Origin of the sequence: Pyrococcus yayanosii CH1, from assembly GCF_000215995.1 — an archaeon.
Taxonomy (GTDB): domain Archaea; phylum Methanobacteriota_B; class Thermococci; order Thermococcales; family Thermococcaceae; genus Pyrococcus; species Pyrococcus yayanosii.
Window position 1 is genome coordinate 1213369 of sequence record NC_015680.1, and the last position, 24940, is coordinate 1238308.

A 24940-nucleotide genomic window follows, 5' to 3' on the forward strand; every position below is an offset into this window, starting at 1 on the left:
ATTCGCCGAGGTGTTTAAACGAGCTTAGACCCGAGGGTTTAGTTATATTCTTCCTGAATGGGCTTCACAATTCGAAGAAAACACAAAGGGCTAAGAAATTACCTGCTTACAAAGGTCCTTATAAAAGTATGGTAGCGGGGGGAGGATTTGAACCTCCGACCTCCGGGTTATGAGCCCGGCGGGCACTCCTAGCTGCCCCACCCCGCTGCCTGGCCCAGTAAATACTTCACCGCTTCGGTTTATAAATCTTACGCTCTGCTCAAGAATCATTCCTCTGAGGCCATCTACCGATTTTTCTCTTTTGCAAGCCTCGCCCTTTAGGGGGAGTGGTTGTTGAGACCGGGATAGCTTTTAAACTCCCCCACCCTAAAATCCTCGGTGATCCCATGTATCTGACAAAAGAAGAGGAACTCGCGCTCGCCGGCGAGTACGGCTACGCCGTTCAGAAGGCGATGGAAATACTTGTGGCCCTGGGGGATGTTTACGGGGCCGACAGGTTGATACCTATAAAGAGCGCCCAAATTGCTGGCGTGAGTTATAAGAACATCGGCGAGGCCGGAATCGAGTTCCTTAGGGATTTTGTCGAGGCAGGGGCAAAAGTCAGCGTTTACACGACCCTCAATCCGGCGGGAATCGGCGATGAAGAGTTCATGGATAGACAAGCTGAAATCATCAAGCTTTACCGGCGAATGGGAGTTGATGTAACCGCGACGTGTACCCCCTACTACGGGGCCAACCTCCCGAAGTTCGGCGACCACCTCGCCTGGAGCGAGAGCTCTGCTGTTAGCTTTGCGAACTCCATCATAGGTGCGAGAACTAACAGGGAGGGCGGGCCATCGAGCCTCGCAGCCGCGATAGTTGGCAAGACACCGAACTATGGTCTTCACATCAACGAAAACAGGAAGGCAACCGTCGTCGTCGAGGTCGAAACGGAGCTGAAAAGCTTCCTAGACTACTCCCTTCTCGGCTATCATCTTGGGAAAACGCTGGAAAGTGACGTTCCCTACTTCAGAAATCTAAAGCCCGAGCGATTGGACCAGCTAAAAGAATTGGGGGCGAGCATGGCCGCCACTGGCTCCATAGCCCTCTATCACGTCGAAGGCGAGACACCGGAATGGAAAACAGCCATAAGGGATAAGGTCGAGAGAATCCAGGTAGGAAGGGAAGAGCTTGAGGATATCAGGGAGAGGTTCGACACCGAGTGGAGAGAGATAGACGCAATACTCATTGGCTGTCCACATGCATCACTTATGGAGATTAAGGAGGTAGCGGAGTTGCTCAAAATGCGGGGAAAGCCCCTCAGAATCCCCCTCTTCATAACTACTAGTAGAGCCGTGAAGGCTCTCGCGGACGCCCTCGGCTACACCGAGGTGATAGAGCGCTACAATGGCAGATTGCTAACGGATGTCTGCCTTGTTGTATCCCCTATTCGGGACTGGTATTCCGGCATAGCCACCAACAGCGGTAAGGCTGCCTTCTACTTCAGCTCCTTCGGCCTCAAGGTCCGGCTCGATGATATGGAAAAGCTAATGATGGAGGCGCCGTAGATGAAGCTAAGGGGTAAGGGAATAGTTAAGGGAAAGGCTGAAGGAACTGCCCTAGTCTCAAGGAAGCCCCTCTCATTCCTCGGGGGCGTTGATCCGGAAACTGGAATAATCACAGATGTTGAGAGCGACATAAGGGGCGAGAGCGTGGCAGGGAAGATTCTCGTTTTTCCCAGAGGAAAAGGTTCGACTGTAGGTTCTTACGTTCTCTACGCCCTGGCCAAGAACGGGAAAGCACCAAAAGCTATAATAGTCGAGGAGGCTGAAACTATAGTGACCGTCGGTGCCATAATAGCCGGCATCCCGCTGGTGGCCGGAATAGACGTGTCGAAGCTCAGGAGCGGGATGAGGCTTCGCGTAGATGGTGAATCTGGAGAGGTGGAGGTAGTTGACTAAGGGCATCTACGAGTGCATCAACTGTGGGCACAGGGAAGTTCTGGAAAGAAGCGACCCCATGCTTCCAGGAGCATGCCCCAAATGCGGCGGCGACATGATACTAGTCGGCTTCGAGGTGGAGGTAGAAGAAGGCCCTGCCGAGACGCTTGAGACAAAGCTCGGGGAATTCTATGAGCTCGGCGGGTTACTGGAGAGCCAGAACAATGTTTACGCCTTTGAGGTGCTTGCGATAAAGGAGGATAACTTCGAGAAGGTTCTGCGAGAACTCGAAGGGCTCGGTTACTGGGCCGCTCTCAAGAAAAGGGATGGTAAGGTCGTCCTATATGTTTTCCCGGCCCAAGAAATTGGTGGCAAGGAAAATCCCATCATCGGGGTGCTCCTATTCCTCCTCACCCTAGCTAGCACGTTCTTCGCCGGCTATGCACTATCCTTAAACTATGTTGCAGCTCTCCGTGAGTTCGGGCTTCCAGGAATCGAAAACGTCTACCTAAATGCCCTTGCCTTCTCCATCAGCATAATGGCCATTCTTGGAACGCACGAAATGGGGCATAAGATAGCTTCTGCCCTCCACGGTGTCAAATCCACGTTTCCCTACTTCATTCCCTTCCCATCCTTCATAGGAACGCTGGGTGCAGTGATAAGGGTTAAATCCCCAATCCCGACGCGGAACGCGGCAGTTGACCTCGGGGCCAGCGGGCCGATAGCCGGGCTCCTCGTGGCCATCCCAGTAACCCTGATAGGTTTGAAGCTCTCCCTCCAAGTTCCCGTCGAGGCAATAACGTCTGAAAAGGGAACGATTATCTTCGGAAACAGCATCCTCTTCATGCTCCTGATGAAAGCTACTCTCGATGTACCTCAGGGGTATGGCTTGATACTTCACCCCGTTGCCATAGCCGGATGGGTGGGGATATTTGTAACTTTCCTGAACTTAATTCCGGCAGCTCAGCTCGACGGAGGCCACATAGCTAGGGCTTTCCTTCCCGAAAAGGCCCACAGGGGACTAACATATGCCATAGCCATCGGCACGCTCTTCCTCAGTTACTTCTGGCCGGGATGGCTTCTCTGGGGCCTACTCATCCTCTTCATGGGAAGGGTCGGAAACCCTGGTGCTCTCGACGAGGTTTCCCCTCTGACGCTAGGAAGGAAGATCCTAGCAATTATTGTTACCGTTATATTCATCGCGTCCGCCATACCAATTCCTTTCTCCTTCATTGACTGATTTCGAAACATTTTTATTCTTTAACTTCGGAATTTTACATAAAAGTTACAAATCAGGAGGGGACTGTATGCGAATAGAGATAAAGCTACTGCCGCTAAAGGAGCAGGCAGTGCTACCCTTTAATTATAATTACGAGGTTTATTTTCAGCTTGTGGAAAAGGTTAGGACGATAGAACCGGACGTTGCCGAGCTTATGAGCTCCTCCAGAGACTTGTGGACGTTTTCTCGCATCATCGTGCGAAATAGGAGGGTGATCCCGGATAGGGGTATCGAGATACTTTCCGACGATGTTTCCCTATATATATCATCTTCGAACGAAGACATCATAAGGGCCATTGCTGAAGCCGTCGAGAAGAGTCCCGAGATTCATGTAGGAAACATTACTTTCCTCGTCAGCAAGGTTCGGGTTCTGAAGATGCCCAAGATAGGGAAGGAGAACACATTCTCGACACTCAGCCCCATAGTTGTGAGGACGGTCAAGTTCGATGAGGGCAGGCTCAAACACTGGGACCTTTATCCCCACGATGAGCTCTTTATAGACAAGCTCCGAAAAACCATGCTCCTTCGCTACACGGAAATAAATGGTCATATGCCCGAGGACAAGGACTTCAAAATCGAGACCATAAGGTTCAAACCTACGAGACTCATGGTAGGCGGCTCCTATGTCAGGGGATCTCTCATGGTCTTCCGCTATATAGGCTCTCGAGAAATTGCTGAGTTCGCCTACGACAACGGCTTTGGAGAGAAGACTCGATTTGGCTTTGGCATGGTCAAGCTAATAGAATGACTATGATTGCTATGAGTCCTTCTATAAGCCACACGAGGGCCACCAGTCGGGGCTCCGTGAGCCTAAAGGTTCTCATTAAGAAGCCAAGGAAAGATAAGTATGGAGGAGCCTCCAGAGTGCCATCCGGCCTGATTCTCGCCCCACCCATCTTCTTTCCAGAAAATTTAACCCTCAGCTTAAGGAGGAAGTCAAGGGCGTGAGGTATAAGGAGGACTGCCCCCCAAAACTCAGCACCACCGAGGACGGCGACCAGCCCAAAGAGGGCTCCGAGGGAGAGAGTGCCTGTATCTCCAGGGAACACCCTTGCAGGGTAGCGGTTCCAGAGCAGGAAGCCAAGAGATGTTGAAAGACCAAGAAGAGCAAGAGAGCGGGCAGCTCCGCCAGTTATCAAGGCCAGGGCCGCGAACATTATTGCCGAGGTGCCCGCCTCAAGCCCGTTGAAGCCCGCCAGCATGTTTACTAAGTTGGCAGAGGCCGTGACGTAGAGTACCGCGACGAGACCCATCAAGGGGCCGAGCTGAACCTCCAGGCCAGGGAAGTGCAGGACCTCGCTGGGGGGTCGGAGGAGGAGAGGCAGAGAGGCAAAGAGGGAGAGGGCCACTTTGTGTGACTGTCTGAGGGCTGTAAGGTCGTCAAGAACGCCGATGAGTCCAAAGAGTAGATAGATTATCAGGGAAAGCTCTTCAACTCCCGCAATGAGCCCGGCGATACCAACGGATAGGAGCATGGCCAAACCGCCCATCTCGGGAACCTCAGGTTTCCCGGGCTTGTGGATGTCCCTACCAACTATCCCCGCTTTCCCCATCAGGTGGGCGATGTAGGGGGTTATAAGAACCGTCAGGGGGAATGCAAGGAGCTCCTTCACACCTTCCTCCTCCTCGCAAGTTCCTCAACCAAATCCCTGAAGTACCTATAAAATTCGCTTCTTCTCAGGTGGTCGAGGGCCCTCCAGAACTCATTCAGGTTCCGGTGGCCAGCCCGCTCGTATTCGTAAGTCTGGACGAGCATTTCCAGTTTGTCGGCGAACTTTACAAGCCTACCCTCGAGCGTCCTGCCTTCGGCGTAGTCCTCGAAGAGCTCCAAATAGTCAGGCAACATTTCACGGAAGGCCCTCCTCTCGGCAACATCCTTATCGAAGTAGGCCTGAGCCGTCAGGGGGATGTCCGTCAGTCTGGCCTCGGCGACATCATGGATTATGGCTATCTTAAGGGCCCTCTCGACGTCCACGGGGATACCCCTCCTCTTCAGCTCGTCCGCGAGCAACATTGTTACAAAGGTCACCCTGAACGAGTGCTCCGCTATGCTCTCCGGGTTTGAAACTCCTCTAAGAAGCCATCCTGTTCTTGGCAACGTCTTCAGCCTTCCCACCTCTATTATCAAGTCCAGCATGCTCACTCCTCCGTCACGTATATGGCCCCTTCCGTCTCTATGGCTTTCGCAATTATAGCGTCCCCGACGAAGCGACCGTAAACTTTCACCCTCTCACCCATCCTGATGAAGGGAGTGCCTGAAAACTCTACCCTAAAACCCCCAAGCCTAAAGGTCGTCCTGTAGCTGGGAAGCTCCATCGGGAGGAACTCCACGATGGGCTTGTCCTCGACCTCCCCTTCAAGAACCACGTTCTTTCCCCTGAAGCCGCCCGCCCTTAGGTCCTCAGATGTGACGATATAATAATAATGATGACCAAGCTTGACCCTCTTCATGGACTCCACCGGCCCAATCCCTTTATATCCAAAGACCTAACACCAATATCGGGTGAGAGGATGATAAAGGTTGCGATTATTGGGGCCGAGAACGTGGGCAAGTCAACGCTCATGAACGCCCTCCTGGGTGAGAAGATTTCGGAGGTCTCAGAGGTTCCCGGGACGACGAAGGGAATCATAAAGAGGGCCTTTGGAAAGGTGAAGATACCTAAGACAATGAAAAATCCGATTGGTGGCGTCGATGAGCTCCTCCTAATAGACACGGCGGGCCTATTTGATCCCGAGATGGAGCTGAGAGGGAAAGTGCTCAGCGAGGAGAAGTTCAAAGCCCTCCTGGAAGAAATCCAAGGGGCGGATATCGTAATCCACATGATAGACGCCACAAAGGGTCTTCACAGGGGAATGGAGAAGCTCCACTACCTGCTGAAGTTCCGGTACGAGAAGCCCATAATCGTCGTGATAAACAAGATAGACCTCGTGCCAAGGGAGAAGGCTGAGGAGCTCAGACTCATCGTGAGAAAAAGGCTTGAACAAGAGCCGATACTCCTTTCGCTGGTCACGATGGAGGGCTTCGACGAGCTCCTCAGGGCGCTTGGCCACTACGCTCAGTACGCGAAGTAAGGGAGGGTGGTAGGTGGAGATGGAGGAGTTAAGAAAGAAGTGGGAAAGGACCGTCGAGAGTCTCGTGAGACAAGGGATAATAAGGAGCGAGGTCGTTAGGAGAGCCTTCCTCAAGTACCCCCGCTATCTCTTCGTGCCCGAGAAGTACAGGAAGTGGGCCCACGTGGACGAGCCCCTTCCTATTCCTGCAGGCCAAACGATAAGCGCTCCCCACATGGTCGCCATAATGCTGGAGCTGGCAGACCTCAGGCCAAAACTAAAGGTGCTCGAAATCGGGACCGGGAGCGGGTGGAACGCGGCCCTGATAGCGGCCATCGTGGATACACATGTCTACACCATCGAGAGGATTCCAGAGCTCGTGGAATTCGCCCGCAAGAACCTCGAGAGAGCGGGCGTGAAAAACGTCCACGTGATACTCGGGGACGGAAGCAAGGGGTTTCCACCGAGGGCCCCATATGACAGAATAATCGTTACGGCGGGGGCACCGGAAATCCCTAAGCCCCTCGTGGAACAGCTGAAGCCTGGTGGAAAGCTCATAATCCCCGTAGGTCCATACCACCTCTGGCAGGACCTCCTCGAGGTTGTGAAGAGGGAGGACGGGAGCGTTGAAGTCAAGAGCCACGGAGGAGTTGCATTCGTGCCTCTGATAGGGGAACACGGGTGGGAGGAGTGAGGCTCGCGGCCTTCGACCTCGAGGGCACCCTTGTGGATATAACAAGCTGGGAGGCCTTGCACGAGAAGTTCGGAACATGCGAAAAGGCTAAGCGAAACATGGAGCTTTTCTTCTCTGGAAAGATTAGCTACGAGGAGTGGGCTAGGCTTGATGCCTCTCTATGGAGGGGCCATACGAAAGAAGAAATCATTGAGCTCTTCAAGAACGTTGAGCCGAAGCCGGGAGCGAGGGAGCTCTTCGAGTTCCTGAGGGAGAGCGGGTTTAAAACTGCAATAATTAGCGGGGGTCTCATGTGCCTCGCCCGCCGCATAGGGGAGATGCTTGGGGCGGATTACATCTTTGCCAACGAGCTGGTCTTCGATGAGAAGGGCAGGATAACGGGAGAGGTAATCATAAGGGTAAACTTCCACGAAAAGGGGAGGATAATGATGGCCTTGAAGGAAAAGCTGAGGCCCGAGCTAACCGTGGCAGTCGGAGACTGGCACAATGATGTCCCCATGTTCAAGGAGGCGGACTTGAGCATAGCCCTGAGAGATAGTCTTGGGGCCGATTACATAGCCACTGACCTGTGGGAGGTGATGAAAATTATAGAAACCGCTTTAAAGAACAGAGTATAAACACCCTAGGTGGTGTCCATGAGCCTAAAGGAGCCGATTATCGTGATTAACTTTAAGACTTATATCGAGGCCACTGGAAAGAGGGCCCTTGAGATAGCCAAGGCCGCCGAGAGGGTCCACAAGGAGACTGGGATAACAATCGTGGTAGCCCCGCAACTGGCCGACCTCAGGATGATAGCGGAGAGCGTCGAAATTCCAGTCTTTGCCCAGCACATAGATCCGATTAAGCCCGGCAGCCACACTGGCCACGTCCTCCCAGAGGCTGTCAAAGAGGCCGGGGCTGCGGGAACGCTCCTCAACCACTCGGAGAACAGGATGATTTTGGCGGACCTCGAGGCGGCTATAAGGAGGGCAGAGGAAGTTGGCCTAATAACGATTGTCTGCTCCAACAACCCGGCCGTTTCAGCGGCTGTTGCAGCGCTCGATCCGGACTACGTGGCAGTTGAACCGCCTGAGCTTATAGGCACCGGCATTCCGGTCAGCAAGGCCAAGCCGGAAGTTATCACCGATACGGTCGAGCTCGTGAAGAGGGTGAACCCTAAAGTCAAGGTGCTCTGCGGGGCTGGAATAACCACAGGTGAGGACGTCAAGAGGGCTCTGGAGCTGGGAACCGTTGGAGTTCTTCTGGCCAGCGGTGTTACCAAGGCGAAAGACCCTGAAAAGGCAATCTGGGACCTCGTCTCCAAGATAATCTAAGCCGCTTCTTTTCAAAAAAATTTTGGAATATCAAAGCTCAACCTTGACGGCCCTTCCAGTTCTAGAGGACTCATAAGCAGCGAGAACGACGGCCAAGTTCTTCAGAGCGTCCTCTCCCGTTATGGGGGGCTTCTCGTCGCGGATTATGGCATCAACGAAGGACTCAACTATGCCGCTCACGTCGGGCCTCTCCCAGTATATCTTCTCGGTTTTGTCCTGATAGACTGTGAAGTCGGGATAGGCCGTCCTCACGTCCAAGAAGCCCTCGCTACCCACAATGTAGTACTTTATCTCGAGGCCGTAGGGGTAGCCTTTCGGATTAGCCCAGCCCGCCGTCAGGAGGGCCACAACACCGTTCTTAAACTCTATCAGGGCAGTTCCTATGTCGTCCACCGGGAACCCCCATATCTTGGCTCCTATGTCCGCGAAGACCTTCACGGGCTCGCTGTTAGTCAGCCAGAAGAGGGAGTCTATGCCATGAGGGGCAGTATCCATGAAGCCGCCTCCGCCCGACTTCCTCTCGTCGATGAACCAGCTCGTGTCGATACCTTCCAAGAACATCGGGGGCCTAACGTACTCGGAAATTGTGTAAATGTACTCCAGCTCGCCTATCTCTCCCGTGTCCACCATCTCCTTGGCCTTCCTGAGCGGCACCGTGAAGCGGGGGTTGAAGGGCACCATGAGCTTGACACCTGCCTTCTCGGCCGCTTTCACTATCTCGCGCCCGTCCTCGAGGGTTAAGGCTATGGGCTTCTCGAGGAGTATATGCTTGCCCTCCTCTGCGGCCCTTATGGCAACCTCCTTGTGTCTGTAAGTCTCGATCGCTATGTAAACGGCCTCGACATCCTCGTCCCTCAGGAGATCTTCATAGTTCTTGTAGAACCTCGCCCCGTACTTCCTCGCCTCCATCCTCGCTACGTTGGCGTTGGCCCCATCCCCCGATATCGCAACCAGCTTAGCTCTCCTGCTCGCCTTAATCGTGGCCGCATAGCGAAGAGCATGTGGGTGTGCATAGCTTATAATGCCGAACTTCACCATGCTCCCACCTCCAACTCAACGGGCTCTCCCTTCCTCATGCTCTCCTTAGCCTTCTCGGCTATGTAGAGGGCTATGAGAGCATCCTGCGCCGTGACCACTGGCTCGCGGTCATGGAGGATGCACTCGAAGAAGTGCCTAAGCTCGGCCTCAAAGGCTTCGGGGAACGTGGACAGCATCGGAGAGAAGCGCGGCATCTCAAAAGTGCTCTTGACAACTCCAACGACGGGCGTGTCGAGCGGCGTGTAGCGGATACGGCCGTTCTTGCCTATTATGTCCAGGTGGTGGTAGAAGACGCCATACTTGGCCGGATAGGGATAGCTCCAGCTAACCTCGGCTATGCCTGTTCTACCGCCCTCGAACTTTATGAACATGACGACGTGATCATACGTGCCGTTAACCCTTGCCTCCCCCCTTATGGCTTTGCCAATGGCAAACACCTCTACGGGCTCGCCCTCGAAGAACCATCTTAGGAAGTCTGTCACGTGAACGCCGAGATCAAGGGCTACGCCTCCACTTTTGCTTTCATCCCAATACCAGTAATCGGCCGGGAACGGCAGGTGCTGAACCTCCGTCTTCCTTATCTGCATCGGCAGGATGTTCCTGCTCTTGATAACCTCCTTTATCTGAATCCACCGCTTGTCGAATCTCCTCACGTGGCCAACGAAGAGCTTCAAGCCCTCTTTTTCCGCCGTCTTTATCATTTCCTTGGCTTCTTCCGTCGTCAGGGCAATCGGCTTCTCCACTATTACGTGCTTTCCAGCTTTGAGTGCCTCTATCGCTATCTCGGCATGCGTGTATGTGGGGGTTAGCACTTCAACAACGTCGAGGTCAAGACTCAAGAACTCGTCGAGATTCGTGTAAGCTTTAGCGTTGAGATCCTTAGCCGCTTTCCTGGCGGCTTCCTCACTTACGTCCATGACCGCCACTACCTTAATGCTCCTGATCGCCTTCAGGGCCGGCTTATGGGCCAGGTTGAATATGTTGCCGCATCCCACGACGCCGACCTTGAGCCTCTCCACCACCGGCCCCACCCCTGTTGATATTTTAGTTACTAAACCTTAAAAAACCTAACGCGAACCATAGACTGGGGGATGGAAAATGAAGGTCGTGGTTGGTATCCCGAGCTATAACAACGCTGACACGATAGGGTTCGTCGTGAAGCAGGCCGCAGAGGGCCTGAAGAAGTACTTTGGTGGCGGAATAATAGTGAACGCCGACGGGGGGAGCGCGGACGGAACGAGAGATGTTGTCATGAGGACAGAGGTGCCTGAGGGTATCGAAGTTTACAGCTTCGTCTATAAATGGCCTATCCCAGGGAAGGGTAGCGCGATGAAGGAGATAATGGAGTTCGCCAGGGCCAGGGATGCAGATGCGGTTGTCTTCGTCGACAGCGATCTTAGGAGCATAACACCCGAGTGGATTTACAGGTTTGCCAAGCCCGTTGAGGAGGGCTACGACTTCGTGGCGCCCCTCTACATAAGGCATAAATGGGACGGAACGATAACCAACAACATAGCTTACCCAATGACCGCTTCCCTTTATGGCTTGGACGTGAGGCAACCCATAGGTGGAGACTTCGGCGTGAGTGCGAGGGCCATCGACGTTTACCTTGAAGACGAGGCCCTCTGGAAAACGGACGTCGCGAGGTTCGGCGTCGACATATTTCTAACGACGACGGCGATAGCAAGGAAACTCAAGCTCGTTCAGGTAAGCCTTGGCATGAAGATACACAACCCCAAGGATCCGGCCGCATCCCTCGGCCCCATGTTCAACCAAGTTGTTGGGACGTTGTTCATGCTCATGAGGCGCTACGAGGATATCTGGAGGCCAGTAAAAGAGATAAGGCCTGTGGAGACGTGGGGAGAACCCGTTGAGGGCGAGCCGGAACCTGTGAAGGTCTCCCTCGACCTCCTCAAGGAAAGGGCCAGGGAGCTCTTCGCCAAGGAGGAGGAGACGCTCAGGGAAGTCCTGGCCAAGGAGACCTTTGAATGCGTCAAGAAGGCCCTGGAAACCTTTGAGTTCCCGGACGAGTTATGGGCAAGAGTCCTCTACGACGGGGCGGTGGCCTATAAGAGGGGCCTGCTGAAGAACGCCGAGCCCCTGATACCGCTATACTTTGCCAAAACGGCGGACTTCGTCATCAGGACAATGGAGATGAGCACGATGGAAGCTGAAAAACTTGTCAGGGAAAGGGCTAGGGTATTCTTGAGGGAGAAGCCCTACCTGGTAGAGAGGTGGTAGCCCTCAGACGATTTTCAGAACCTCTCTGACGTCCTTCTTCCTCCCCCTGGGCTTCACATCTCCCTTAGGATATCCGAGGCTTATGAGGCCTACTAGGCAGTATTCATCTCCGAGGCCAGCCATTTTCCTGAGTTCCTCCTCAATGTGCTCGAAGCAAGCAACCCCTATGTAGCAGGTTCCCAGTCCAAGCTCGACAGCCTTCAGCATAAGGTTCTCGATGGCCATTGCCGCGCTCTCGAGGGCCCAGTATAATTCGAGGTGACTATACCTCTCATCCTGAAGGGCCTTGACGTTCTTGTTCACGAAGACACCGAGATACAGAGGAGCCCTATACATGCCCTCCTCAAACCTCTTCTGAAGCTTCTGCATCTTCTCTTCTGGAAGACCCCTTTTCCTGAAGTACTCAATGTGGCCCTGCTTTATGAGTTCGTAAACCTTTTCCCTGACATCCCTGCTCTTGTAGGCCACAAATAGCCAGTTTTCCAAGCCGCTCGCGGTCGGAGCTCTTATGGCCGCCCTTATCAGCTCTTCAAGAATTTCATCATCGACTTCCCTGTCCTCATAAAACCTCACGGACGTCCTCTTAGTTATCGCCTCATCCAGCTCCATGGGATCACCAAACACAGCTATGTCCGCACGCAATTTAACGTTTGTGCTAATCAAGGGCCTTGAGAAGCTCGATGAAGCCGTCAAGGTCAGTCTTCTTAAACTCCTTCTCGAACCTCAGGCCCAACTCTGCAACTTCCTCCGGCGTTATCACGAGCCCTGCCCCCTCCGCATTTACGCCAGGACAATTGGCGTCGTAGTAAAGCCACAGCTTTGCATCCCCAAGCTCTACCGGCTCCTCTCCCTCGACCCCGATGGGCTTCCTTGAGACCATAAATGGGTAGATACGGCATATGAGAGGCCTGACTGGATGGATGGTGCACCTCCCCGTTTCAGGATTATGAAAGATGCAGCCTAAATCCCATTCCCTCACCGAAAGAACGAACCTAACCTTCCCGCCCTCTACCGAAAGCGTGACGAAGTCTTGCAAGTCGTGGCCGGCCTTCGATATCCTCCCTATATCGGCCAGCGTCAAGTAGACGTGCCTCCCCCTGCAGCAGTCGAGGCAGAAGAGGCACTTGAAGCGAATGGGCTTTTTGAAGGGACGAGGTTTGAAGCGCACACTATCACCTCACGTGTTTAAATGAGCGTCGAACTCCTCGCTTTTTCCAAAGTTTGCATACCCTCTGTCGAGCCTCTTGCTGACATAAGGCCCGTCCTTCCGGTAGCCGAACTTCCTGTAATATTCCCTGACGCCCACGCCACTTATGACGAGCATCTTCTTGACGTCGAACTCCTCCCTCGCTGTCCTCTCCGCCTCGGCCAAGAGCTCCCGACCATAGCCACGATGCTGCCACTCGTACTTCGGCTTCTCCCCTATCGGAACGAGCGGGCCGTAAATGTGGAGCTCTCTTACTATGGCCGAGGGGCAGCAGTTAATCTCTCTACGGTGGGCCTTCTCGCTCGGTATTCTAAGACGTAGAAAGCCTATGAGAATGTCGTTCTTCGTGTCCTCAAAGCTGAGGAAGATTTCCTGGCCCTCGCTTGCCTCGTAGTCTTCGCGGAGGAGCTCTATGTGATCGGGATCAGGCTGAATACCAAACTTCTGCATCTGATGGCCAACTTCCCTGAACCTTATTTCCCTCGGCCTTATGCCCCTCTTGATAAGCTCGTTGAAGACGAGCTGGCCAAGGTTTGAGTGCTTGACGCCCGCGACTATTAGGTTAGAGGGGATATCCCTCTGGATTCTCATAACACGAACCCACTTGGGCAGGATTTTGTAAACCTCCACGAGGAGCTCTACGGCTTCTTCGGTCGTGTAGGGTCTGTACTTGCCCGCCTTATACCAAGCGTAGAGGGGGGCATCTGCCGTGACGAGGGTCGGATATATCTTCAGCATGTCGGGCCTGAATCTCTCATCCTCAAAGATCATGCGGAAGGCCCTCAGATCGCGCTCGAAGTTGCTCCCCGGAAGGCCCGGCATTATATGGTAATTCACCTTGAGGCCCGCGTCCTTAAGCAGCTGCGTGGCCCTCACGACGTCCTCGACTGTGTGCCCCCTTCTAACCCGCTCGTAGATGAAGTTAAAGACCGTCTGAACACCCAGCTCCACCCTTGTAGTACCAAGGGCCAACATCCTGTCGATCTGCTTCTCAAAGGCCCAGTCTGGTCGAGTTTCGATTGTTAAACCCACCATCCTGACTTTGGCCCTCTCGTTCTTCCTCTGCTCGTCCTCAAGGTAATAGTACCGCCTTCTATGCGTCCTCCCCCAGGCCCTCCTGAAAGCCGGATCTTCCTCAAGAACGGAGGCATCCCCTTCGATTATCAGCCTCACCAGCTTCTCCTCAAGGTTCTCGATGTCCCGGAAGTAAGGAAAGTCGTTCATGGCCTTGAACGCCTCCTTTATGAACCACTCCTGGTAATCCAAGTCGACGGCCAGGAATGTGCCTCCCTGAATTATTACCTCCACCTTATCCACGGGATGACCTATGTCATAGAGTTGCTTTAGCCGAGCCATCATTATGATGTACGGATGATACCCGTACTGTGAGGCTCTTAAGGCGGAAGGTTCCTTCCCAGTATAACTTTGGGGGGAACCAACGCTAGGTCCCCCTGGACAATAAATGCACCTTCCATGGGGGCAGGGGAACGGCTTTGTCATCATGGCAACTACAGCAACCCCGCTTATCGTTCTCGTTGGCTTTTTCTTAAGTAACTCCCTAAACTTCTCCCTAACGTTATCTGGAAGGGCTCTCCATATTTCCGAGTTCTTAGGCAACCTTGGAAGATGATACCTGCGTGAAACCTCAACCTTTAACCTGTTGAGCTCCTCCCTATCCCTCACCTTACCCTGAAGCAGGGCGTTGACTATCTCTCTCAATGCGCTTTCAAACTCTCCCATTCTCGCACCTCTCAGCTCAACTCAGAAAGGACCGTTTAAAGAATTTATCTTGGAAATGTTTATTAGGAATAATAAACATGTGACTATGGTGAAATGATATGAAAAATTTTAAGGCTATGGTATTTTTGGTAATTATCATTGCTGGAGCTAGTCTAGCTCTCGGTTGTCTAAATGGTGGAGAAACTAAAAGTTACACTCAAGGCCCGGAAAAACTAACAACGACCAGGCTAGATAAAGTTTGGGTAGTTGTGAATACAAGCGAGATTGAGATGAACATTCTGGTTCCCATAAAGATAGAACCTATGGTGAGTAGCACATTCTTTAACTTAAGAATAAACAGGGTGAACGTTATGGTGAATCTTGAGTCAGGAGTAAGCAAGAAAGCTAGTATTAAAATAGGAAGGTATCTCCTCAAGTTTTCTGAGATTCCAGAAAATATAAGCGTGTACATCGATGGAACTAAGATTGAAAAGGAAAGGAATTACATAATCTCGGGTGAGAAGCGTCATGAAGTAAAAATTTTATGGAATGGCAAGTCCTACATTGGGAACCTAACTATAAAAGGCTACACCGATGAAACAACATTTACCTTCAGAATTAAAGCCGGAGACATAAGCAATAAGACAAAACTAGGCTCCATTCAAGTTGGGAGCTTCAAAGCTGATGTATATGCAGAAAATATTAGTAGGGGGATAAGAGTATCCATAATCTACGATAATGAAAGTTTTGGGGAAGGAGTTATATCCCTAAGCTAAGTCGAAAGGAAGCCACCGTCAACGGGAATTATTGCACCGTTAACGTAGCTTGACAAATCGCTTGCAAGGAAGAGGATTACCCGAGCAACCTCATCAGGATTTCCAAACCTGCCCATAGGAAGCCGAGCCCTAAAGTTAAATGATATTGATATCTTCTCCATGTCGAGCTTCATGACAGCTTCTCTCTTTAGCTTCTTAACACCTTCAGTCTCTATTCCTCCAGGAACTACAACGTTCGCCCTAATCTTCCTTCCATACTCTCTGGCTATTGCCCTCGTTAATGCCACTACTCCCAGCTTTGCAACGTCATAGTGAACTAGTCCTGGAGCAAAGGGTAAAAAAGCTTCTATGGAGCTAACGTTTATTATAACCCCACCTCTTTCCTTTCTAAGTTTTATGAAGTGTTGGCACATCCAAAACACGGAGTTAAGATTTATCTCCAAAACCCTCCTGTATAAGGCTTCATCAACCTCGGTGAATTTCCTGAACCAATAAACTCCAGCATTGTTTACCAATATGTCCGGTGGATCGTCCTTAAGATTATTCCATAGGTCATCTATCTCACCCTTCTTTGCTAAATCAACAACATAAGTGTTAACTTTAACTCCAAAGGTTTCCGCAAGCCTTTTCGTTTCCTCAAGCCCCTTTTCGTTTATGTCGACCAGCTCCAGATCAGCACCGGCTTCAGCAAACCTTATTGCCGTTGCCTTCCCTATACCAGATGCGGCCCCAGTTAATAATGCCTTCTTTCCCTTAAGGGAGATAAGCTGGGAGAGAGGTTCCAAGTCCATCATATTCCTAACTTGAACCCCAACTTTAATATAAATGTTTCCAACTGATAACCCTTTAAATCCTGCCAGCTAACTTCACAGTTGGTGAGGAAAGTGAGAAGCTTTTATATTGCCTCTGAAGAAGAAATTAAAAAGGGCAAAACAACAGATGTATACTTCATAAGGACAAAGAAGATACTCGAAGAAAAAGGAATACACAAGAAAGTTTTCGCCGAGGTCACGACAACAAGTCTTCCAAAGGGCTGGAAGTGGGGAGTTTTGGCGGGAATCGAGGAGGTCGCTAAGCTCTTGGAAGGCCTGCCAGTTAACGTCTACGCCATGCCTGAGGGGACGATATTCCATCCCTACGAGCCCGTTCTCCAGATAGAGGGCTACTACGAGGACTTCGGGATATACGAGACGGCTCTTCTCGGAATGTTGAGTCAAGCGAGCGGCATAGCCACCGCCGCCCTGAGGATTAAGATAGCGGCGAACTTCAAGCCCGTCTATTCCTTCGGCATAAGGCACATGCATCCCGCCATTGCGCCTATGATAGATAGGGCCGCTTTCATTGGAGGTTGCGACGGTGTTTCTGGCGTCCTCGGAGCGGAGATGCTTGGAGAAAAGCCCGTTGGAACAATGCCCCATGCCCTCATAATAACGGTGGGTGACCAAGTTAAGGCCTGGAAATTCTTCGACGAGGTCATCGAGCCCGAGGTTCCGAGGGTGGCTCTCGTGGATACCTTCTACGACGAGAAGACTGAAGCTATCATGGCGGCTGAGGCCCTTGGCGAAAGGCTGAACGCAGTGAGACTGGACACGCCGAGCTCCAGGAGGGGGAACTTCAGAAGGATAATCGAGGAGGTTCGCTGGGAACTCGACCTCAGGGGTTACAGGCATGTGAAAATCTTTGTCAGTGGGGGCCTCGACGAGGAGAAAATAAGGGAGATAGCCGACGTTGCGGACGCCTTTGGCGTTGGTGGGGCCATAGCATCCGCGAAGCCGATTGACTTCTCCTTAGACATAGTCGAGGTTGAAGGTAAGCCAATCACGAAGAGGGGAAAGCTGAGCGGGAGAAAGCAGGTCTATAGGTGCGAGAACGGCCACTATCATAAGGTTCCAGCCGATAAGAAGTTCGAACGCTGTCCCGTGTGCGGCGCAAAGGTGGAGCCACTTCTAAGGCCACTCATAGAGAAGGGGGAGATAGTAGGAGAGCTCCCGAAGGCAAGAGAGATAAGGGCCTACGTGCTGGAACAGGCCGAGAAGTTTGGGCTTGAAATAGAATGAAGAAAAGAGCTCAAGCCTCCTCAATCGTAATAGCACTGACGGGACAGGCCTCAGCAGCCTCCTTAGCGCAGTTGTAAAGGCTCTCGTCCTCGATAACCTCAACCTTTACCTGAGCCTTACCCTCGTCGTTCATCTCGAAGACGTCCGGGCAGAGGCTGGCACAGATGGCATCACCAATGCAGGCGTCCTGATCAACCTTAACCTTCCACGCCATGGCACATCACCGGGTTTACATGAGCTCCTGCGAATATAAACTTTTCGTAGTGGAATCGAGAAACCAAAGGGGCGACCGGACCCCGTGTTACCGCCCAGCAGGTAACTGACAGATTTGCTTCGATTTTCAAGTCTCTCCCACGTTCTTCCTTATTTTTGCCATTGACTCACTTTCAATGGGTCATCACAGAAAAGAACTGCCCAAAGTTGTTTCCTCTTTCGGTTTACCATTTCAGTAGTAATCTCTTGTCAGGTGTGTTCGTTTGGAAGTGGGAGGAGCTCGTGCTCGCTTGGGGAGTGTGAGGAGCAGGTACTGGAGTTCGAGGGGTTCGCGCGGTTAATTAAGCCTTTGTTTTTGGTTTTGATTGCGGGCTCGGGCTTATTTTTGACCAATTGGTTTTCGATTTCCAAAAATCCAAAATTTGGCACTCTAATAGGATTATTAATGAAATTCAGGTTCATGCGAGCTTTTTCATTTTCGGGCCAGATTTATAAGCGAAGTGCAGTGCCACCAATTCCGAGGAAAAACCTTAAATACACAATCCGAAAAGCTACTATTTGAAGAACAAGAAAAATAAACCCAGGGTTTCCGTAGAACGTAGTCGTGTGGAAAGTCAGTCAACCACGCAAATCACCGAAAATATTCAGCCAACGTTTCCGTAGAACGTAGTCGTGTGGAAAGAAGATTTTTGTGAACCCCTTTCGTCTTTTTACTATTGCAGTTTCCGTAGAACGTAGTCGTGTGGAAAGATAATATGTTTGCGATGTTCACGCCGTTTATTTCCACGTGTTTCCGTAGAACGTAGTCGTGTGGAAAGCGTACCCCTCCTCTGGGTACGCGTAGAATTCTACTGCGTTTCCGTAGAACGTAGTCGTGTGGAAAGAGATTTGGCCGGCTGAGCTGAGACTGAGCTGAGATTTGGCCCGAGGGTTTCCGTAGAACGTAGTCGTGTGGAAAGGACTGCCACTTAGCAGTACCAGCTGCCTTCACACCCTTGGTTTCCGTAGAACGTAGTCGTGTGGAAAGGTTTTGTTCTTAAAACAAAAACAAGGTTGCTTTTGTTTCCGTAGAACGTAGTCGTGTGGAAAGTTCTTTTGCTTCTGCTGAATTTTTGCTCCTCTGGAGGTTTCCGTAGAACGTAGTCGTGTGGAAAGTGCCCCAGCGCTCCGCTTCCTCAAAAACGAGCTCCGCGTGTTTCCGTAGAACGTAGTCGTGTGGAAAGAATGTCATCAATGAGTGTGTTCGTATCGCTGTCGCTCCCGTTTCCGTAGAACGTAGTCGTGTGGAAAGTAGTATAATGAGAATGGTGCGGAGGTGTGGAAGGATGAGAGGTTTCCGTAGAACGTAGTCGTGTGGAAAGTGGATTTCACTTGTTCTAACTGCTGGTAAAGCTCTTGTTTCCGTAGAACGTAGTCGTGTGGAAAGATTGATAGAGTGTTATCGCCAGTCAAGTCAATTGGGGTTTCCGTAGAACGTAGTCGTGTGGAAAGAGGCACTTGTTCAGGCTTGCCGTTCTCATCAAAAGTCCAGTTTCCGTAGAACGTAGTCGTGTGGAAAGCTTCTCTAACCCTCCTGCTTTTTTGAACAATGTTCGGGCGTTTCCGTAGAACGTAGTCGTGTGGAAAGCCTTCTCGCACCAGCCTCTCTAGCGTGCTTCTAAATACGTTTCCGTAGAACGTAGTCGTGTGGAAAGCACTATACCCATCTGGATATTCCCCAACGAATTCCTCCTGTTTCCGTAGAACGTAGTCGTGTGGAAAGAATTCGGAAGAATAGAAATCCACGTTAAAAAGGTAAAAGTTTCCGTAGAACGTAGTCGTGTGGAAAGTGGAAAGGGCTCGCCGACGCCACCATAGACACCGCCTGGAAGAGGTTTCCGTAGAACGTAATCGTGTGGAAAGACGGAGTATCTCATTGCAATGATTTCTAAAATCTTCATGTTTCCGTAGAACGTAATCGTGTGGAAAGTTCGAGTTGAAAATCTTCTGCACGAACTTCGTCTTTGATAGTTTCCGTAGAACGTAATCGTGTGGAAAGGATGAGGGCGTCCTGGGCCCGGGTCACCCCCGCCCGTTGAGTTTCCGTAGAACGTAATCGTGTGGAAAGACGAAGACAAAGTATCTCTCTGGGTTCTCTAGTATCTCTGTTTCCGTAGAACGTAATCGTGTGGAAAGCCGAATACCTTAAAGCAACTAGTTCAACTATTTTCGTTTCCGTAGAACGCAATCGTGTGGGAAGTGCCTCCGATGGGGTGCTACGGAGGTAAGAACAGAATATGATGAGAAGATGACGAAAATAAGAAGTCAATAAATCCCGAGTCTCTTCTTGGCCTCCTCGCTCATCCGGTCAGGCGTCCATGGCGGGTCGAAAGTTAACTCTATCTCCGCGTCCCTAACGCCCGGTATCTCCAGGATCTTCTCCTCAACGGCCCTGAGAATCCACACGGTGAGCGGGCAGCCAGGGGTTGTCATCGTCATCTTCACGTAAATGGTTCTGTCGGGCCTTATATCCAGCTCATATATCAGGCCAAGGTTCACGACGTCCAGACCTATCTCGGGGTCTATAACCTCCTTGAGCTTCTCAAGGATCATCTCCCTCGTGAGCTCCACGTTCTCGTCCACCTTCTCCTCCCTGGCAAACCCTATCTCGACCTGCCTGACGCCCTCCAGCTCCTTTATCCGGGTGTAAATCTTGAGGAGCGTCGCATCGTCAACCTTCTCCTTGAACCTTATCCTCACGGTCCCATCCTCAACTTCCACGCTTTCCAAGGCATCCTCCCCGACAAGCTCTCCAATTGCCCTGAGAACATCCTCCTTCGTCAGCATTACACCCACCTGACGGAAGCTTGTGATCATCAAATTTAAACCTTTTGGAACACTTGTGGGTAATCAAATGCCAAAGGTTAATAACCCGTCCGTCGAAGAGGGTTCGTCAAAGATGTGGGCCGGTGGTTGCTATGGAGTCAAACCCCCTTGAGTTCCTCGAGAAAAAGCTCGATAGGGAGCAGTTCGAGAAAGTTAAAGCCATAAACAATCCCGAGCTCCACAGGTTTCTCGCCGATTGGATAGCCTGGCTGGAGCCGAGCAAAGTGTTCGTCTGCACGGACAGCCCCGAGGACGAGTTCTACGTCAAGTGGAAGGCCCTATACAATGGCGAAGAACGCATGCTCGAAACTCCCGGACACACCGTCCACTACGACAACTACTACGACCAGGCGAGGGATAAGGCAAATACGAAGCTGCTCGTTCCGAAGGGCGTTAAGCTCCCATTCCTTAACACGATGGACAGGGAGGAGGGCCTCAGGGAGATTAGGGAGATAATGCGCGGCATAATGAGGGGCAAGGAACTTTTCATATGCTTCTTCGTCCTTGGGCCCAAGAACTCCGTCTTCACGATTCCGGCCGTCCAGCTAACGGACTCAGCCTACGTTGCTCACTCCGAGTTCCTGCTTTATAGAAAGGGATATGAGGAGTTCAGAAGGCTAGGTCCTACGGCCAACTTCCTTAAGTTCGTTCACTCTGCCGGCGAGCTCGATGATAGAAAGACGAGCAAGAATCTCGACAAGAGAAGGATATACATCGACCTCGTGGACGAGGCCGTCTATTCGGCCAACACTCAGTACGGGGGCAATACGATAGGCCTCAAGAAGCTCGCCTTCCGCCTGACCATCCAAAGGGCAGTTAGGGAAGGATGGCTCAGCGAGCATATGTTTTTAATGAGAATCAACGGGCCCAGCGGCAGGAAGACATACTTCACCGGTGCCTACCCCAGCATGTGCGGCAAGACATCAACTGCAATGCTTCCCTGGGAGAACATAGTGGGTGATGACCTCGTCTTCATAAAGAACCTCGACGGCGTTGCCAGGGCCGTCAACGTGGAGATAGGCGTCTTCGGGATAATAGAGGGCATAAACGAGAAGGATGACCCAATAATCTGGCAGGTTCTGCACTCGCCGGTCGAGATAATTTTCTCCAACGTCCTCATCAAGGACGGAAAGCCTTACTGGAACGGCATGGGCATTCCAATTCCGGAGGAGGGCGAGAACCACAGCGGCAAGTGGTGGAGGGGTAAGAAGGACGCCGAGGGCAGGGAGATTCCGCCAAGCCACAAGAACGCCCGCTTTACCGTCCGGCTGGAGGCCTTCCCGAACCTCGACAGAGAGGCCTTAGAGAGTCCGTGCGGCGTGGAAGTCGGGGGTATGATATTCGGCGGCCGCGACCCGGACACATGGCCGCCCGTCAGGGAAGCCTTCGACTGGGAGCACGGCGTCATAACGATGGGCGCCGCCCTTGAGAGCGAAACCACAGCGGCAACGCTCGGCAAGGAAGGTGTTCGCGCTTTCAACCCGATGTCCATCCTCGACTTCCTGAGCGTCCACATAGGAGACTACCTCAGGAACTACCTCGAGTTCGGCCGGAAGCTAAAGAAGAGGCCCAAGATATTTGCCGTGAACTACTTCCTCCGCGAGAACGGCCAATGGTTGAACGAGAAGCTCGACAAGGCAGTGTGGCTTAAGTGGATGGAGCTGAGAGTTCACGGCGACGTAGATGCAATTGAAACGCCAATAGGCTACATACCGAAGTACGAGGACTTGGTTAGGCTTTTCAGAGAGGTTCTCAAAAAGGACTACCCCAAGGAAGACTACGAGAAGCAGTTCAAGCTTAGGATTCCCGAGCTCTTGGCGAAGATAGACCGCATAGAGAAGATTTATAAGGACGTTGGCAACGTTCCGGAGGAGCTCTTCGAACAACTTGAGGCGGAGAAGAATAGGCTCCTCAAGACTAGGGAGAAGTTCGGCGACTATGTAAGTCCTTTCCAGCTTGAAAAGGCCTAGGCTTCTTTCCTTTTCTTCTTCCAAGGTTTTTCAACGCTCCTTATCTATCATCGAGCTACCGAAACTTTTTTATATCCCTATCCGGCCCCCCTAGTTTGCAGAAACGACAGGGACGACAAGGAGGTGACAGAAATGCGAGGTGAGGGCGATGGCAGTATGCGGTGCTGGGGCCACAAGGGAAGTGAAAGAAGTGCTAAGGGAAGCCGTAGTGGTATCGCTGCCCGCGCTGCTACTCTGCCTCTTCCTCGACTTCTTTGCCGGCGCATTCCTAGGCAAATTCTATGAGAAGATTAGGCTCGAATATCCGATAATCCTCGTGATCCTTCCCGGGCTCATGGGTCTGAGGGGCAACATCTTTGGGGCTCTCGCCTCAAGGTTCGCGACAATGCTCCACCTCGGCGAGATGACGCCAACGCTGAGGGACGAAAACGTGACCAAAAACATCCTCATATCCCTGCTACTCTCGCTACTCCCAGTTACCATCCTCTGGCTCGTCGGCGTTTTAAAGGTGGGGAACGCAAACGTCGCCGTGGCCGTGTTCCTCATAGTTTCCGCCTCCACAATATTCGCCAGCTTAATCATAGGCTATTCAACGGCGCTCGCCACCCTGATTCCTTTCAGGAAGGGGGCCGACCCGGACGCGGTCGCCGCGCCACTCGTCACGACCATTGGAGACCTCGTGACTGTCCCGCTCCTTGTCGCGTTCATGATCCTTTACGAGCGCTCCACGGGATTTTTTGGAGGGTTGTTCCTAGCGGGGCTTGCCCTTGTGCTTCTCCTGTGGAGGCACTCTCGGATAGGTAGGGATGACATAAGAACGTTCTTTGAAGTCATGGGTGTCGTTGCCATACTCGCGCTAGTTTCAAGCATCACCGGAAGCCTCCTCCAGTCCTACAGCGATGTAATTGGCGCCACTGTAATTTTCAGCGTGATGTATATCCCAATCCTGGCAGCCACAGGAAACTTCGGCTCTATCATCGGAGCGAAAACGTCCACTAGGCTACACTTAGGGGAGATAGAGGGGCTCTTCAACCGAGATGTTCTCCTGGAGATAAGTGTATACACACTCCTAGCAGGGCTCATCGGACTCCTCGCCAACGTGATCGCAATCGGTGTTGTCAGGAGCGCCCTAAAAGAGACCGTCGGACTCGTAAGTAAATTCCTTATATTTTATCCCCTCCTCGTCTTTGGAGTAATGTGGATGGCATACTTCATGGCACTCTGGTTCGAACGCCTCGGCCTAGACCCCGACAACGCAACCGTTCCTGCGATAACGACCCTTGCCGATGTCTTTTCAACCCTCTTCATCATTCTAGTGGCCCGCTCGATGGTTTAATCCCGTGAAGAAAACCTTAAAAGAAACTAAGGGTGAGGTAGAACGGGTGGGGGCGGGGAAATGGAGGAACACGAGGAATTCGAATATCAGCCAAAAAGCGTCAGGGAAATCTTCATCGAGATGAAGAACATCGCGGAGCTTATGGTTGACCTCGCATACGCCTCTATTCTATTCGGCGATAAGGAGATAGCTGAAGAGGTTCTTGACCTCGAGGAGAGGATGGATCTCCTCAACTATCACCTCACGACCCACGCCGTCCTCGCGGCAAGGAACGTTAGAGAGGCCGAACAGGTGACTGCGATACTCCAGATGGCGAACGCCATAGAGGACATCTCGAATGCGGCAGGCGATCTTGCGAAGATGGTCTTGGAAGGCCTTGAACTCCACCCCGTCATAAAGGAGGCCATAATGGAGAGCGAGGAGATTATAGGTAAGATCGTCGTGAGCCCCGACTCCGTGCTCGTCGGAAGAACGCTAGGAGAGCTTAAACTGGCAACGAACACAGGAGTCTGGATAATAGCCGTCAAAAGAGGCAGAAGGTGGATATTCGGGCCCGATAAGGATTTCAGGATAAGGGCGAACGACGTCCTCATAGGGAAGGGAACCCACACCTCCGTGGAGCACCTCCGGGAGATAGCGAGGGGCGTCATAAGGGTGGTCGGAAATGAAAAAACTTGAGGAGATAAGGGAGTGCCTTATAGAGATGAAGAATATCTCGTCCCTGATGGTTGACCTCGCCTTCTCCTCCGTCATGTACAACAGCGATGACATAGCCGATGAAGTCTACCTGCTGGAGGAAAAAATGGACGAGCTCACGCTGAGAGTTAAGAAGCTTGCCCTAAAGGCCGCCAAAAACGTTGATGATCCCGAGAGCCTGCTGAGCATCATAGAAATGGCCACCATAAATGAGCAGATAGGCGACTCCGCCTACGAGATAGCAGACATCGTTCTCAGGAATGTCGAACCCCATCCGATAATCAGGAAAATAATGCACGACGTCGAGGAAGAGATAGGGCGCGTGAAAGTCAACAAGGGGTCGATTCTCATTGGAAAGAGTCTCAAGCAACTCAAGCTTCCAACAAAGGTTGGTGTTAGGCTCATAGCGATAAAGCGAGACGGGAAGTACATATATAACCCCTCCAGGGATGAAGTTATCAGAGAGGGAGACATTTTAATAGCGGTCGGTTCTGGAATAGACCGCCTGAGAGAGCTCTCAAACGAGAAGGGGGAAGAGGGAGAGCTGATAGAGGAGGAATAATTAA

At 51.9% G+C, this 24940-nt stretch carries 26 protein-coding genes, 1 tRNA gene and 1 CRISPR repeat array; of the genes, 15 read left to right on the forward strand and 12 right to left on the reverse strand.

What is annotated here, in order from left to right:
• Window positions 1-129: 129 nt before the first annotated feature.
• Window positions 130-207 (reverse strand) — tRNA-Met (locus tag PYCH_RS06790).
• A 179-nt stretch (window positions 208-386) separates the two neighbouring features.
• Between PYCH_RS06790 and PYCH_RS06795 the strand changes: the two genes are divergently transcribed.
• The 4 genes from PYCH_RS06795 (at window position 387) to cas6 (ending at window position 3946) form a co-directional block, all read left to right on the forward strand.
• Complete coding sequence (locus PYCH_RS06795; RefSeq protein WP_048058259.1) at window positions 387-1547, forward strand: aconitase X catalytic domain-containing protein; 1161 nt, start codon at window positions 387-389, stop codon at window positions 1545-1547.
• Window positions 1548-1940: a DUF126 domain-containing protein gene (locus tag PYCH_RS06800; RefSeq protein WP_013906110.1), complete on the forward strand. Its 393-nt coding sequence runs from the start codon at window positions 1548-1550 to the stop codon at window positions 1938-1940.
• The gene (locus tag PYCH_RS06805) at window positions 1933-3159 is read left to right on the forward strand and encodes a site-2 protease family protein (RefSeq protein WP_013906111.1); all 1227 of its coding nucleotides are present in this window, start codon (window positions 1933-1935) and stop codon (window positions 3157-3159) included. Before PYCH_RS06800 ends, PYCH_RS06805 begins: the two co-directional genes overlap by 8 nt.
• 67 nt (window positions 3160-3226) lie before the next feature.
• The gene (cas6, locus tag PYCH_RS06810) at window positions 3227-3946 is read left to right on the forward strand and encodes a CRISPR-associated endoribonuclease Cas6 (RefSeq protein ID WP_013906112.1); all 720 of its coding nucleotides are present in this window, start codon (window positions 3227-3229) and stop codon (window positions 3944-3946) included.
• Here cas6 and PYCH_RS06815 read toward each other — a convergent pair.
• The 3 genes from PYCH_RS06815 to PYCH_RS06825 are packed head-to-tail and all read right to left on the reverse strand — an operon-like array spanning window position 3930 to window position 5649.
• Window positions 3930-4811 carry an MraY family glycosyltransferase gene (locus PYCH_RS06815; protein ID WP_013906113.1) on the reverse strand — a complete coding sequence of 294 codons (882 nt, stop codon included), beginning with the start codon at window positions 4809-4811 and terminating at the stop codon, window positions 3930-3932. The genes cas6 and PYCH_RS06815 overlap by 17 nt on opposite strands.
• Window positions 4808-5335, reverse strand: a complete 528-nt coding sequence (locus PYCH_RS06820) for an HD domain-containing protein (RefSeq protein WP_013906114.1) — start codon at window positions 5333-5335, stop codon at window positions 4808-4810. Before PYCH_RS06820 ends, PYCH_RS06815 begins: the two co-directional genes overlap by 4 nt.
• Window positions 5336-5337: 2 nt before the next feature.
• Window positions 5338-5649 carry a hypothetical protein gene (locus PYCH_RS06825; protein ID WP_013906115.1) on the reverse strand — a complete coding sequence of 104 codons (312 nt, stop codon included), beginning with the start codon at window positions 5647-5649 and terminating at the stop codon, window positions 5338-5340.
• A 60-nt stretch (window positions 5650-5709) separates the two neighbouring features.
• Between PYCH_RS06825 and PYCH_RS06830 the strand changes: the two genes are divergently transcribed.
• The 4 genes from PYCH_RS06830 to tpiA are packed head-to-tail and all read left to right on the forward strand — an operon-like array spanning window position 5710 to window position 8256.
• Complete coding sequence (locus tag PYCH_RS06830; protein WP_013906116.1) at window positions 5710-6270, forward strand: Era-like GTP-binding protein; 561 nt, start codon at window positions 5710-5712, stop codon at window positions 6268-6270.
• 19 nt (window positions 6271-6289) lie between these two features.
• Complete coding sequence (locus tag PYCH_RS06835; RefSeq protein ID WP_048058260.1) at window positions 6290-6943, forward strand: protein-L-isoaspartate(D-aspartate) O-methyltransferase; 654 nt, start codon at window positions 6290-6292, stop codon at window positions 6941-6943.
• On the forward strand, window positions 6940-7560 hold the full coding sequence (locus PYCH_RS06840; protein ID WP_013906118.1) for an HAD-IB family phosphatase: 621 nt from the start codon (window positions 6940-6942) through the stop codon (window positions 7558-7560). Before PYCH_RS06835 ends, PYCH_RS06840 begins: the two co-directional genes overlap by 4 nt.
• 18 nt (window positions 7561-7578) lie before the next feature.
• Window positions 7579-8256: a triose-phosphate isomerase gene (gene tpiA, locus PYCH_RS06845; protein WP_013906119.1), complete on the forward strand. Its 678-nt coding sequence runs from the start codon at window positions 7579-7581 to the stop codon at window positions 8254-8256.
• A gap of 30 nt (window positions 8257-8286) precedes the next feature.
• Here the strand turns inward: tpiA and PYCH_RS06850 are convergent, their stop codons facing one another.
• Both PYCH_RS06850 and PYCH_RS06855 read right to left on the reverse strand, forming a co-directional pair.
• Window positions 8287-9294, reverse strand: a complete 1008-nt coding sequence (locus PYCH_RS06850; RefSeq protein ID WP_013906120.1) for a Gfo/Idh/MocA family protein — start codon at window positions 9292-9294, stop codon at window positions 8287-8289.
• Complete coding sequence (locus PYCH_RS06855) at window positions 9288-10316, reverse strand: Gfo/Idh/MocA family protein (RefSeq protein WP_013906121.1); 1029 nt, start codon at window positions 10314-10316, stop codon at window positions 9288-9290. Before PYCH_RS06855 ends, PYCH_RS06850 begins: the two co-directional genes overlap by 7 nt.
• Window positions 10317-10392: 76 nt before the next feature.
• Between PYCH_RS06855 and PYCH_RS06860 the strand changes: the two genes are divergently transcribed.
• Window positions 10393-11535, forward strand: a complete 1143-nt coding sequence (locus tag PYCH_RS06860; protein ID WP_013906122.1) for a glycosyltransferase — start codon at window positions 10393-10395, stop codon at window positions 11533-11535.
• Window positions 11536-11538: 3 nt separating this feature from the next.
• Here the strand turns inward: PYCH_RS06860 and PYCH_RS06865 are convergent, their stop codons facing one another.
• From PYCH_RS06865 to PYCH_RS06875, 3 genes are read right to left on the reverse strand one after another with little or no spacing between them, the layout of a single operon-like run.
• A complete protein-coding gene (locus PYCH_RS06865) occupies window positions 11539-12144 on the reverse strand; it encodes a nitroreductase family protein (protein WP_013906123.1) in 606 nt (201 codons plus the stop codon).
• A gap of 46 nt (window positions 12145-12190) precedes the next feature.
• Window positions 12191-12703 carry a YkgJ family cysteine cluster protein gene (locus PYCH_RS06870; RefSeq protein ID WP_013906124.1) on the reverse strand — a complete coding sequence of 171 codons (513 nt, stop codon included), beginning with the start codon at window positions 12701-12703 and terminating at the stop codon, window positions 12191-12193.
• A gap of 9 nt (window positions 12704-12712) precedes the next feature.
• Window positions 12713-14482, reverse strand: coding sequence for a tRNA uridine(34) 5-carboxymethylaminomethyl modification radical SAM/GNAT enzyme Elp3 (locus PYCH_RS06875; RefSeq protein WP_013906125.1), 1770 nt, complete (start codon window positions 14480-14482; stop codon window positions 12713-12715).
• A 116-nt stretch (window positions 14483-14598) separates the two neighbouring features.
• On the opposite strand from PYCH_RS06875, the gene PYCH_RS06880 reads away from it, so the two are divergent.
• Window positions 14599-15237, forward strand: a complete 639-nt coding sequence (locus PYCH_RS06880; RefSeq protein WP_148236209.1) for a hypothetical protein — start codon at window positions 14599-14601, stop codon at window positions 15235-15237.
• Here the strand turns inward: PYCH_RS06880 and PYCH_RS06885 are convergent.
• Window positions 15234-16031 carry an SDR family NAD(P)-dependent oxidoreductase gene (locus PYCH_RS06885; protein WP_013906127.1) on the reverse strand — a complete coding sequence of 266 codons (798 nt, stop codon included), beginning with the start codon at window positions 16029-16031 and terminating at the stop codon, window positions 15234-15236. The two genes, PYCH_RS06880 and PYCH_RS06885, sit on opposite strands and share 4 nt — an antisense overlap.
• 90 nt (window positions 16032-16121) lie before the next feature.
• Here PYCH_RS06885 and PYCH_RS06890 point away from each other — a divergent pair, with 90 nt between their 5' ends.
• On the forward strand, window positions 16122-17294 hold the full coding sequence (locus PYCH_RS06890; protein WP_013906128.1) for a nicotinate phosphoribosyltransferase: 1173 nt from the start codon (window positions 16122-16124) through the stop codon (window positions 17292-17294).
• Between the two features lie 10 nt (window positions 17295-17304).
• Here the strand turns inward: PYCH_RS06890 and PYCH_RS06895 are convergent, their stop codons facing one another.
• Entirely contained in the window at window positions 17305-17508 is a 204-nt protein-coding gene (locus PYCH_RS06895; RefSeq protein ID WP_013906129.1) for a ferredoxin, read from the reverse strand.
• A 584-nt stretch (window positions 17509-18092) separates the two neighbouring features.
• Window positions 18093-19746: direct repeats of the CRISPR family, unit length 29 nt; unit sequence GTTTCCGTAGAACGTAATCGTGTGGAAAG.
• Between the two features lie 65 nt (window positions 19747-19811).
• Window positions 19812-20333: a metal-sulfur cluster assembly factor gene (locus PYCH_RS06900; RefSeq protein WP_013906132.1), complete on the reverse strand. Its 522-nt coding sequence runs from the start codon at window positions 20331-20333 to the stop codon at window positions 19812-19814.
• Window positions 20334-20464: 131 nt separating this feature from the next.
• Here PYCH_RS06900 and PYCH_RS06905 point away from each other — a divergent pair, with 131 nt between their 5' ends.
• The 4 genes from PYCH_RS06905 (at window position 20465) to PYCH_RS06920 (ending at window position 24936) form a co-directional block, all read left to right on the forward strand.
• Window positions 20465-22342 carry a phosphoenolpyruvate carboxykinase (GTP) gene (locus tag PYCH_RS06905; protein ID WP_048058261.1) on the forward strand — a complete coding sequence of 626 codons (1878 nt, stop codon included), beginning with the start codon at window positions 20465-20467 and terminating at the stop codon, window positions 22340-22342.
• 148 nt (window positions 22343-22490) lie between these two features.
• The gene (locus PYCH_RS06910) at window positions 22491-23678 is read left to right on the forward strand and encodes a magnesium transporter (RefSeq protein WP_013906134.1); all 1188 of its coding nucleotides are present in this window, start codon (window positions 22491-22493) and stop codon (window positions 23676-23678) included.
• A 60-nt stretch (window positions 23679-23738) separates the two neighbouring features.
• Complete coding sequence (locus PYCH_RS06915; protein ID WP_013906135.1) at window positions 23739-24356, forward strand: potassium channel family protein; 618 nt, start codon at window positions 23739-23741, stop codon at window positions 24354-24356.
• Window positions 24343-24936: a potassium channel family protein gene (locus tag PYCH_RS06920; RefSeq protein WP_013906136.1), complete on the forward strand. Its 594-nt coding sequence runs from the start codon at window positions 24343-24345 to the stop codon at window positions 24934-24936. The genes PYCH_RS06915 and PYCH_RS06920 overlap by 14 nt, the downstream gene beginning before the upstream one ends.
• Window positions 24937-24940: the final 4 nt, after the last annotated feature.

Bases quoted from the DNA above. Each gene is read 5' to 3' on its own strand.
- PYCH_RS06795 (WP_048058259.1), top strand. From the start codon at position 387: ATGTATCTGACAAAAGAAGAGGAACTCGCGCTCGCCGGCGAGTACGGC.
- PYCH_RS06800 (WP_013906110.1), top strand. From the start codon at position 1,548: ATGAAGCTAAGGGGTAAGGGAATAGTTAAGGGAAAGGCTGAAGGAACT.
- cas6 (WP_013906112.1), top strand. From the start codon at position 3,227: ATGCGAATAGAGATAAAGCTACTGCCGCTAAAGGAGCAGGCAGTGCTA.
- PYCH_RS06820 (WP_013906114.1), bottom strand. From the start codon at position 5,335: ATGCTGGACTTGATAATAGAGGTGGGAAGGCTGAAGACGTTGCCAAGA.
- PYCH_RS06825 (WP_013906115.1), bottom strand. From the start codon at position 5,649: ATGAAGAGGGTCAAGCTTGGTCATCATTATTATTATATCGTCACATCT.
- PYCH_RS06830 (WP_013906116.1), top strand. From the start codon at position 5,710: ATGATAAAGGTTGCGATTATTGGGGCCGAGAACGTGGGCAAGTCAACG.
- PYCH_RS06835 (WP_048058260.1), top strand. From the start codon at position 6,290: ATGGAGGAGTTAAGAAAGAAGTGGGAAAGGACCGTCGAGAGTCTCGTG.
- tpiA (WP_013906119.1), top strand. From the start codon at position 7,579: ATGAGCCTAAAGGAGCCGATTATCGTGATTAACTTTAAGACTTATATC.
- PYCH_RS06850 (WP_013906120.1), bottom strand. From the start codon at position 9,294: ATGGTGAAGTTCGGCATTATAAGCTATGCACACCCACATGCTCTTCGC.
- PYCH_RS06860 (WP_013906122.1), top strand. From the start codon at position 10,393: ATGAAGGTCGTGGTTGGTATCCCGAGCTATAACAACGCTGACACGATA.
- PYCH_RS06865 (WP_013906123.1), bottom strand. From the start codon at position 12,144: ATGGAGCTGGATGAGGCGATAACTAAGAGGACGTCCGTGAGGTTTTAT.
- PYCH_RS06875 (WP_013906125.1), bottom strand. From the start codon at position 14,482: ATGGGAGAGTTTGAAAGCGCATTGAGAGAGATAGTCAACGCCCTGCTT.
- PYCH_RS06880 (WP_148236209.1), top strand. From the start codon at position 14,599: ATGGTATTTTTGGTAATTATCATTGCTGGAGCTAGTCTAGCTCTCGGT.
- PYCH_RS06885 (WP_013906127.1), bottom strand. From the start codon at position 16,031: ATGATGGACTTGGAACCTCTCTCCCAGCTTATCTCCCTTAAGGGAAAG.
- PYCH_RS06895 (WP_013906129.1), bottom strand. From the start codon at position 17,508: ATGGCGTGGAAGGTTAAGGTTGATCAGGACGCCTGCATTGGTGATGCC.
- PYCH_RS06900 (WP_013906132.1), bottom strand. From the start codon at position 20,333: ATGCTGACGAAGGAGGATGTTCTCAGGGCAATTGGAGAGCTTGTCGGG.
- PYCH_RS06905 (WP_048058261.1), top strand. From the start codon at position 20,465: ATGGAGTCAAACCCCCTTGAGTTCCTCGAGAAAAAGCTCGATAGGGAG.
- PYCH_RS06910 (WP_013906134.1), top strand. From the start codon at position 22,491: ATGGCAGTATGCGGTGCTGGGGCCACAAGGGAAGTGAAAGAAGTGCTA.
- PYCH_RS06915 (WP_013906135.1), top strand. From the start codon at position 23,739: ATGGAGGAACACGAGGAATTCGAATATCAGCCAAAAAGCGTCAGGGAA.
- PYCH_RS06920 (WP_013906136.1), top strand. From the start codon at position 24,343: ATGAAAAAACTTGAGGAGATAAGGGAGTGCCTTATAGAGATGAAGAAT.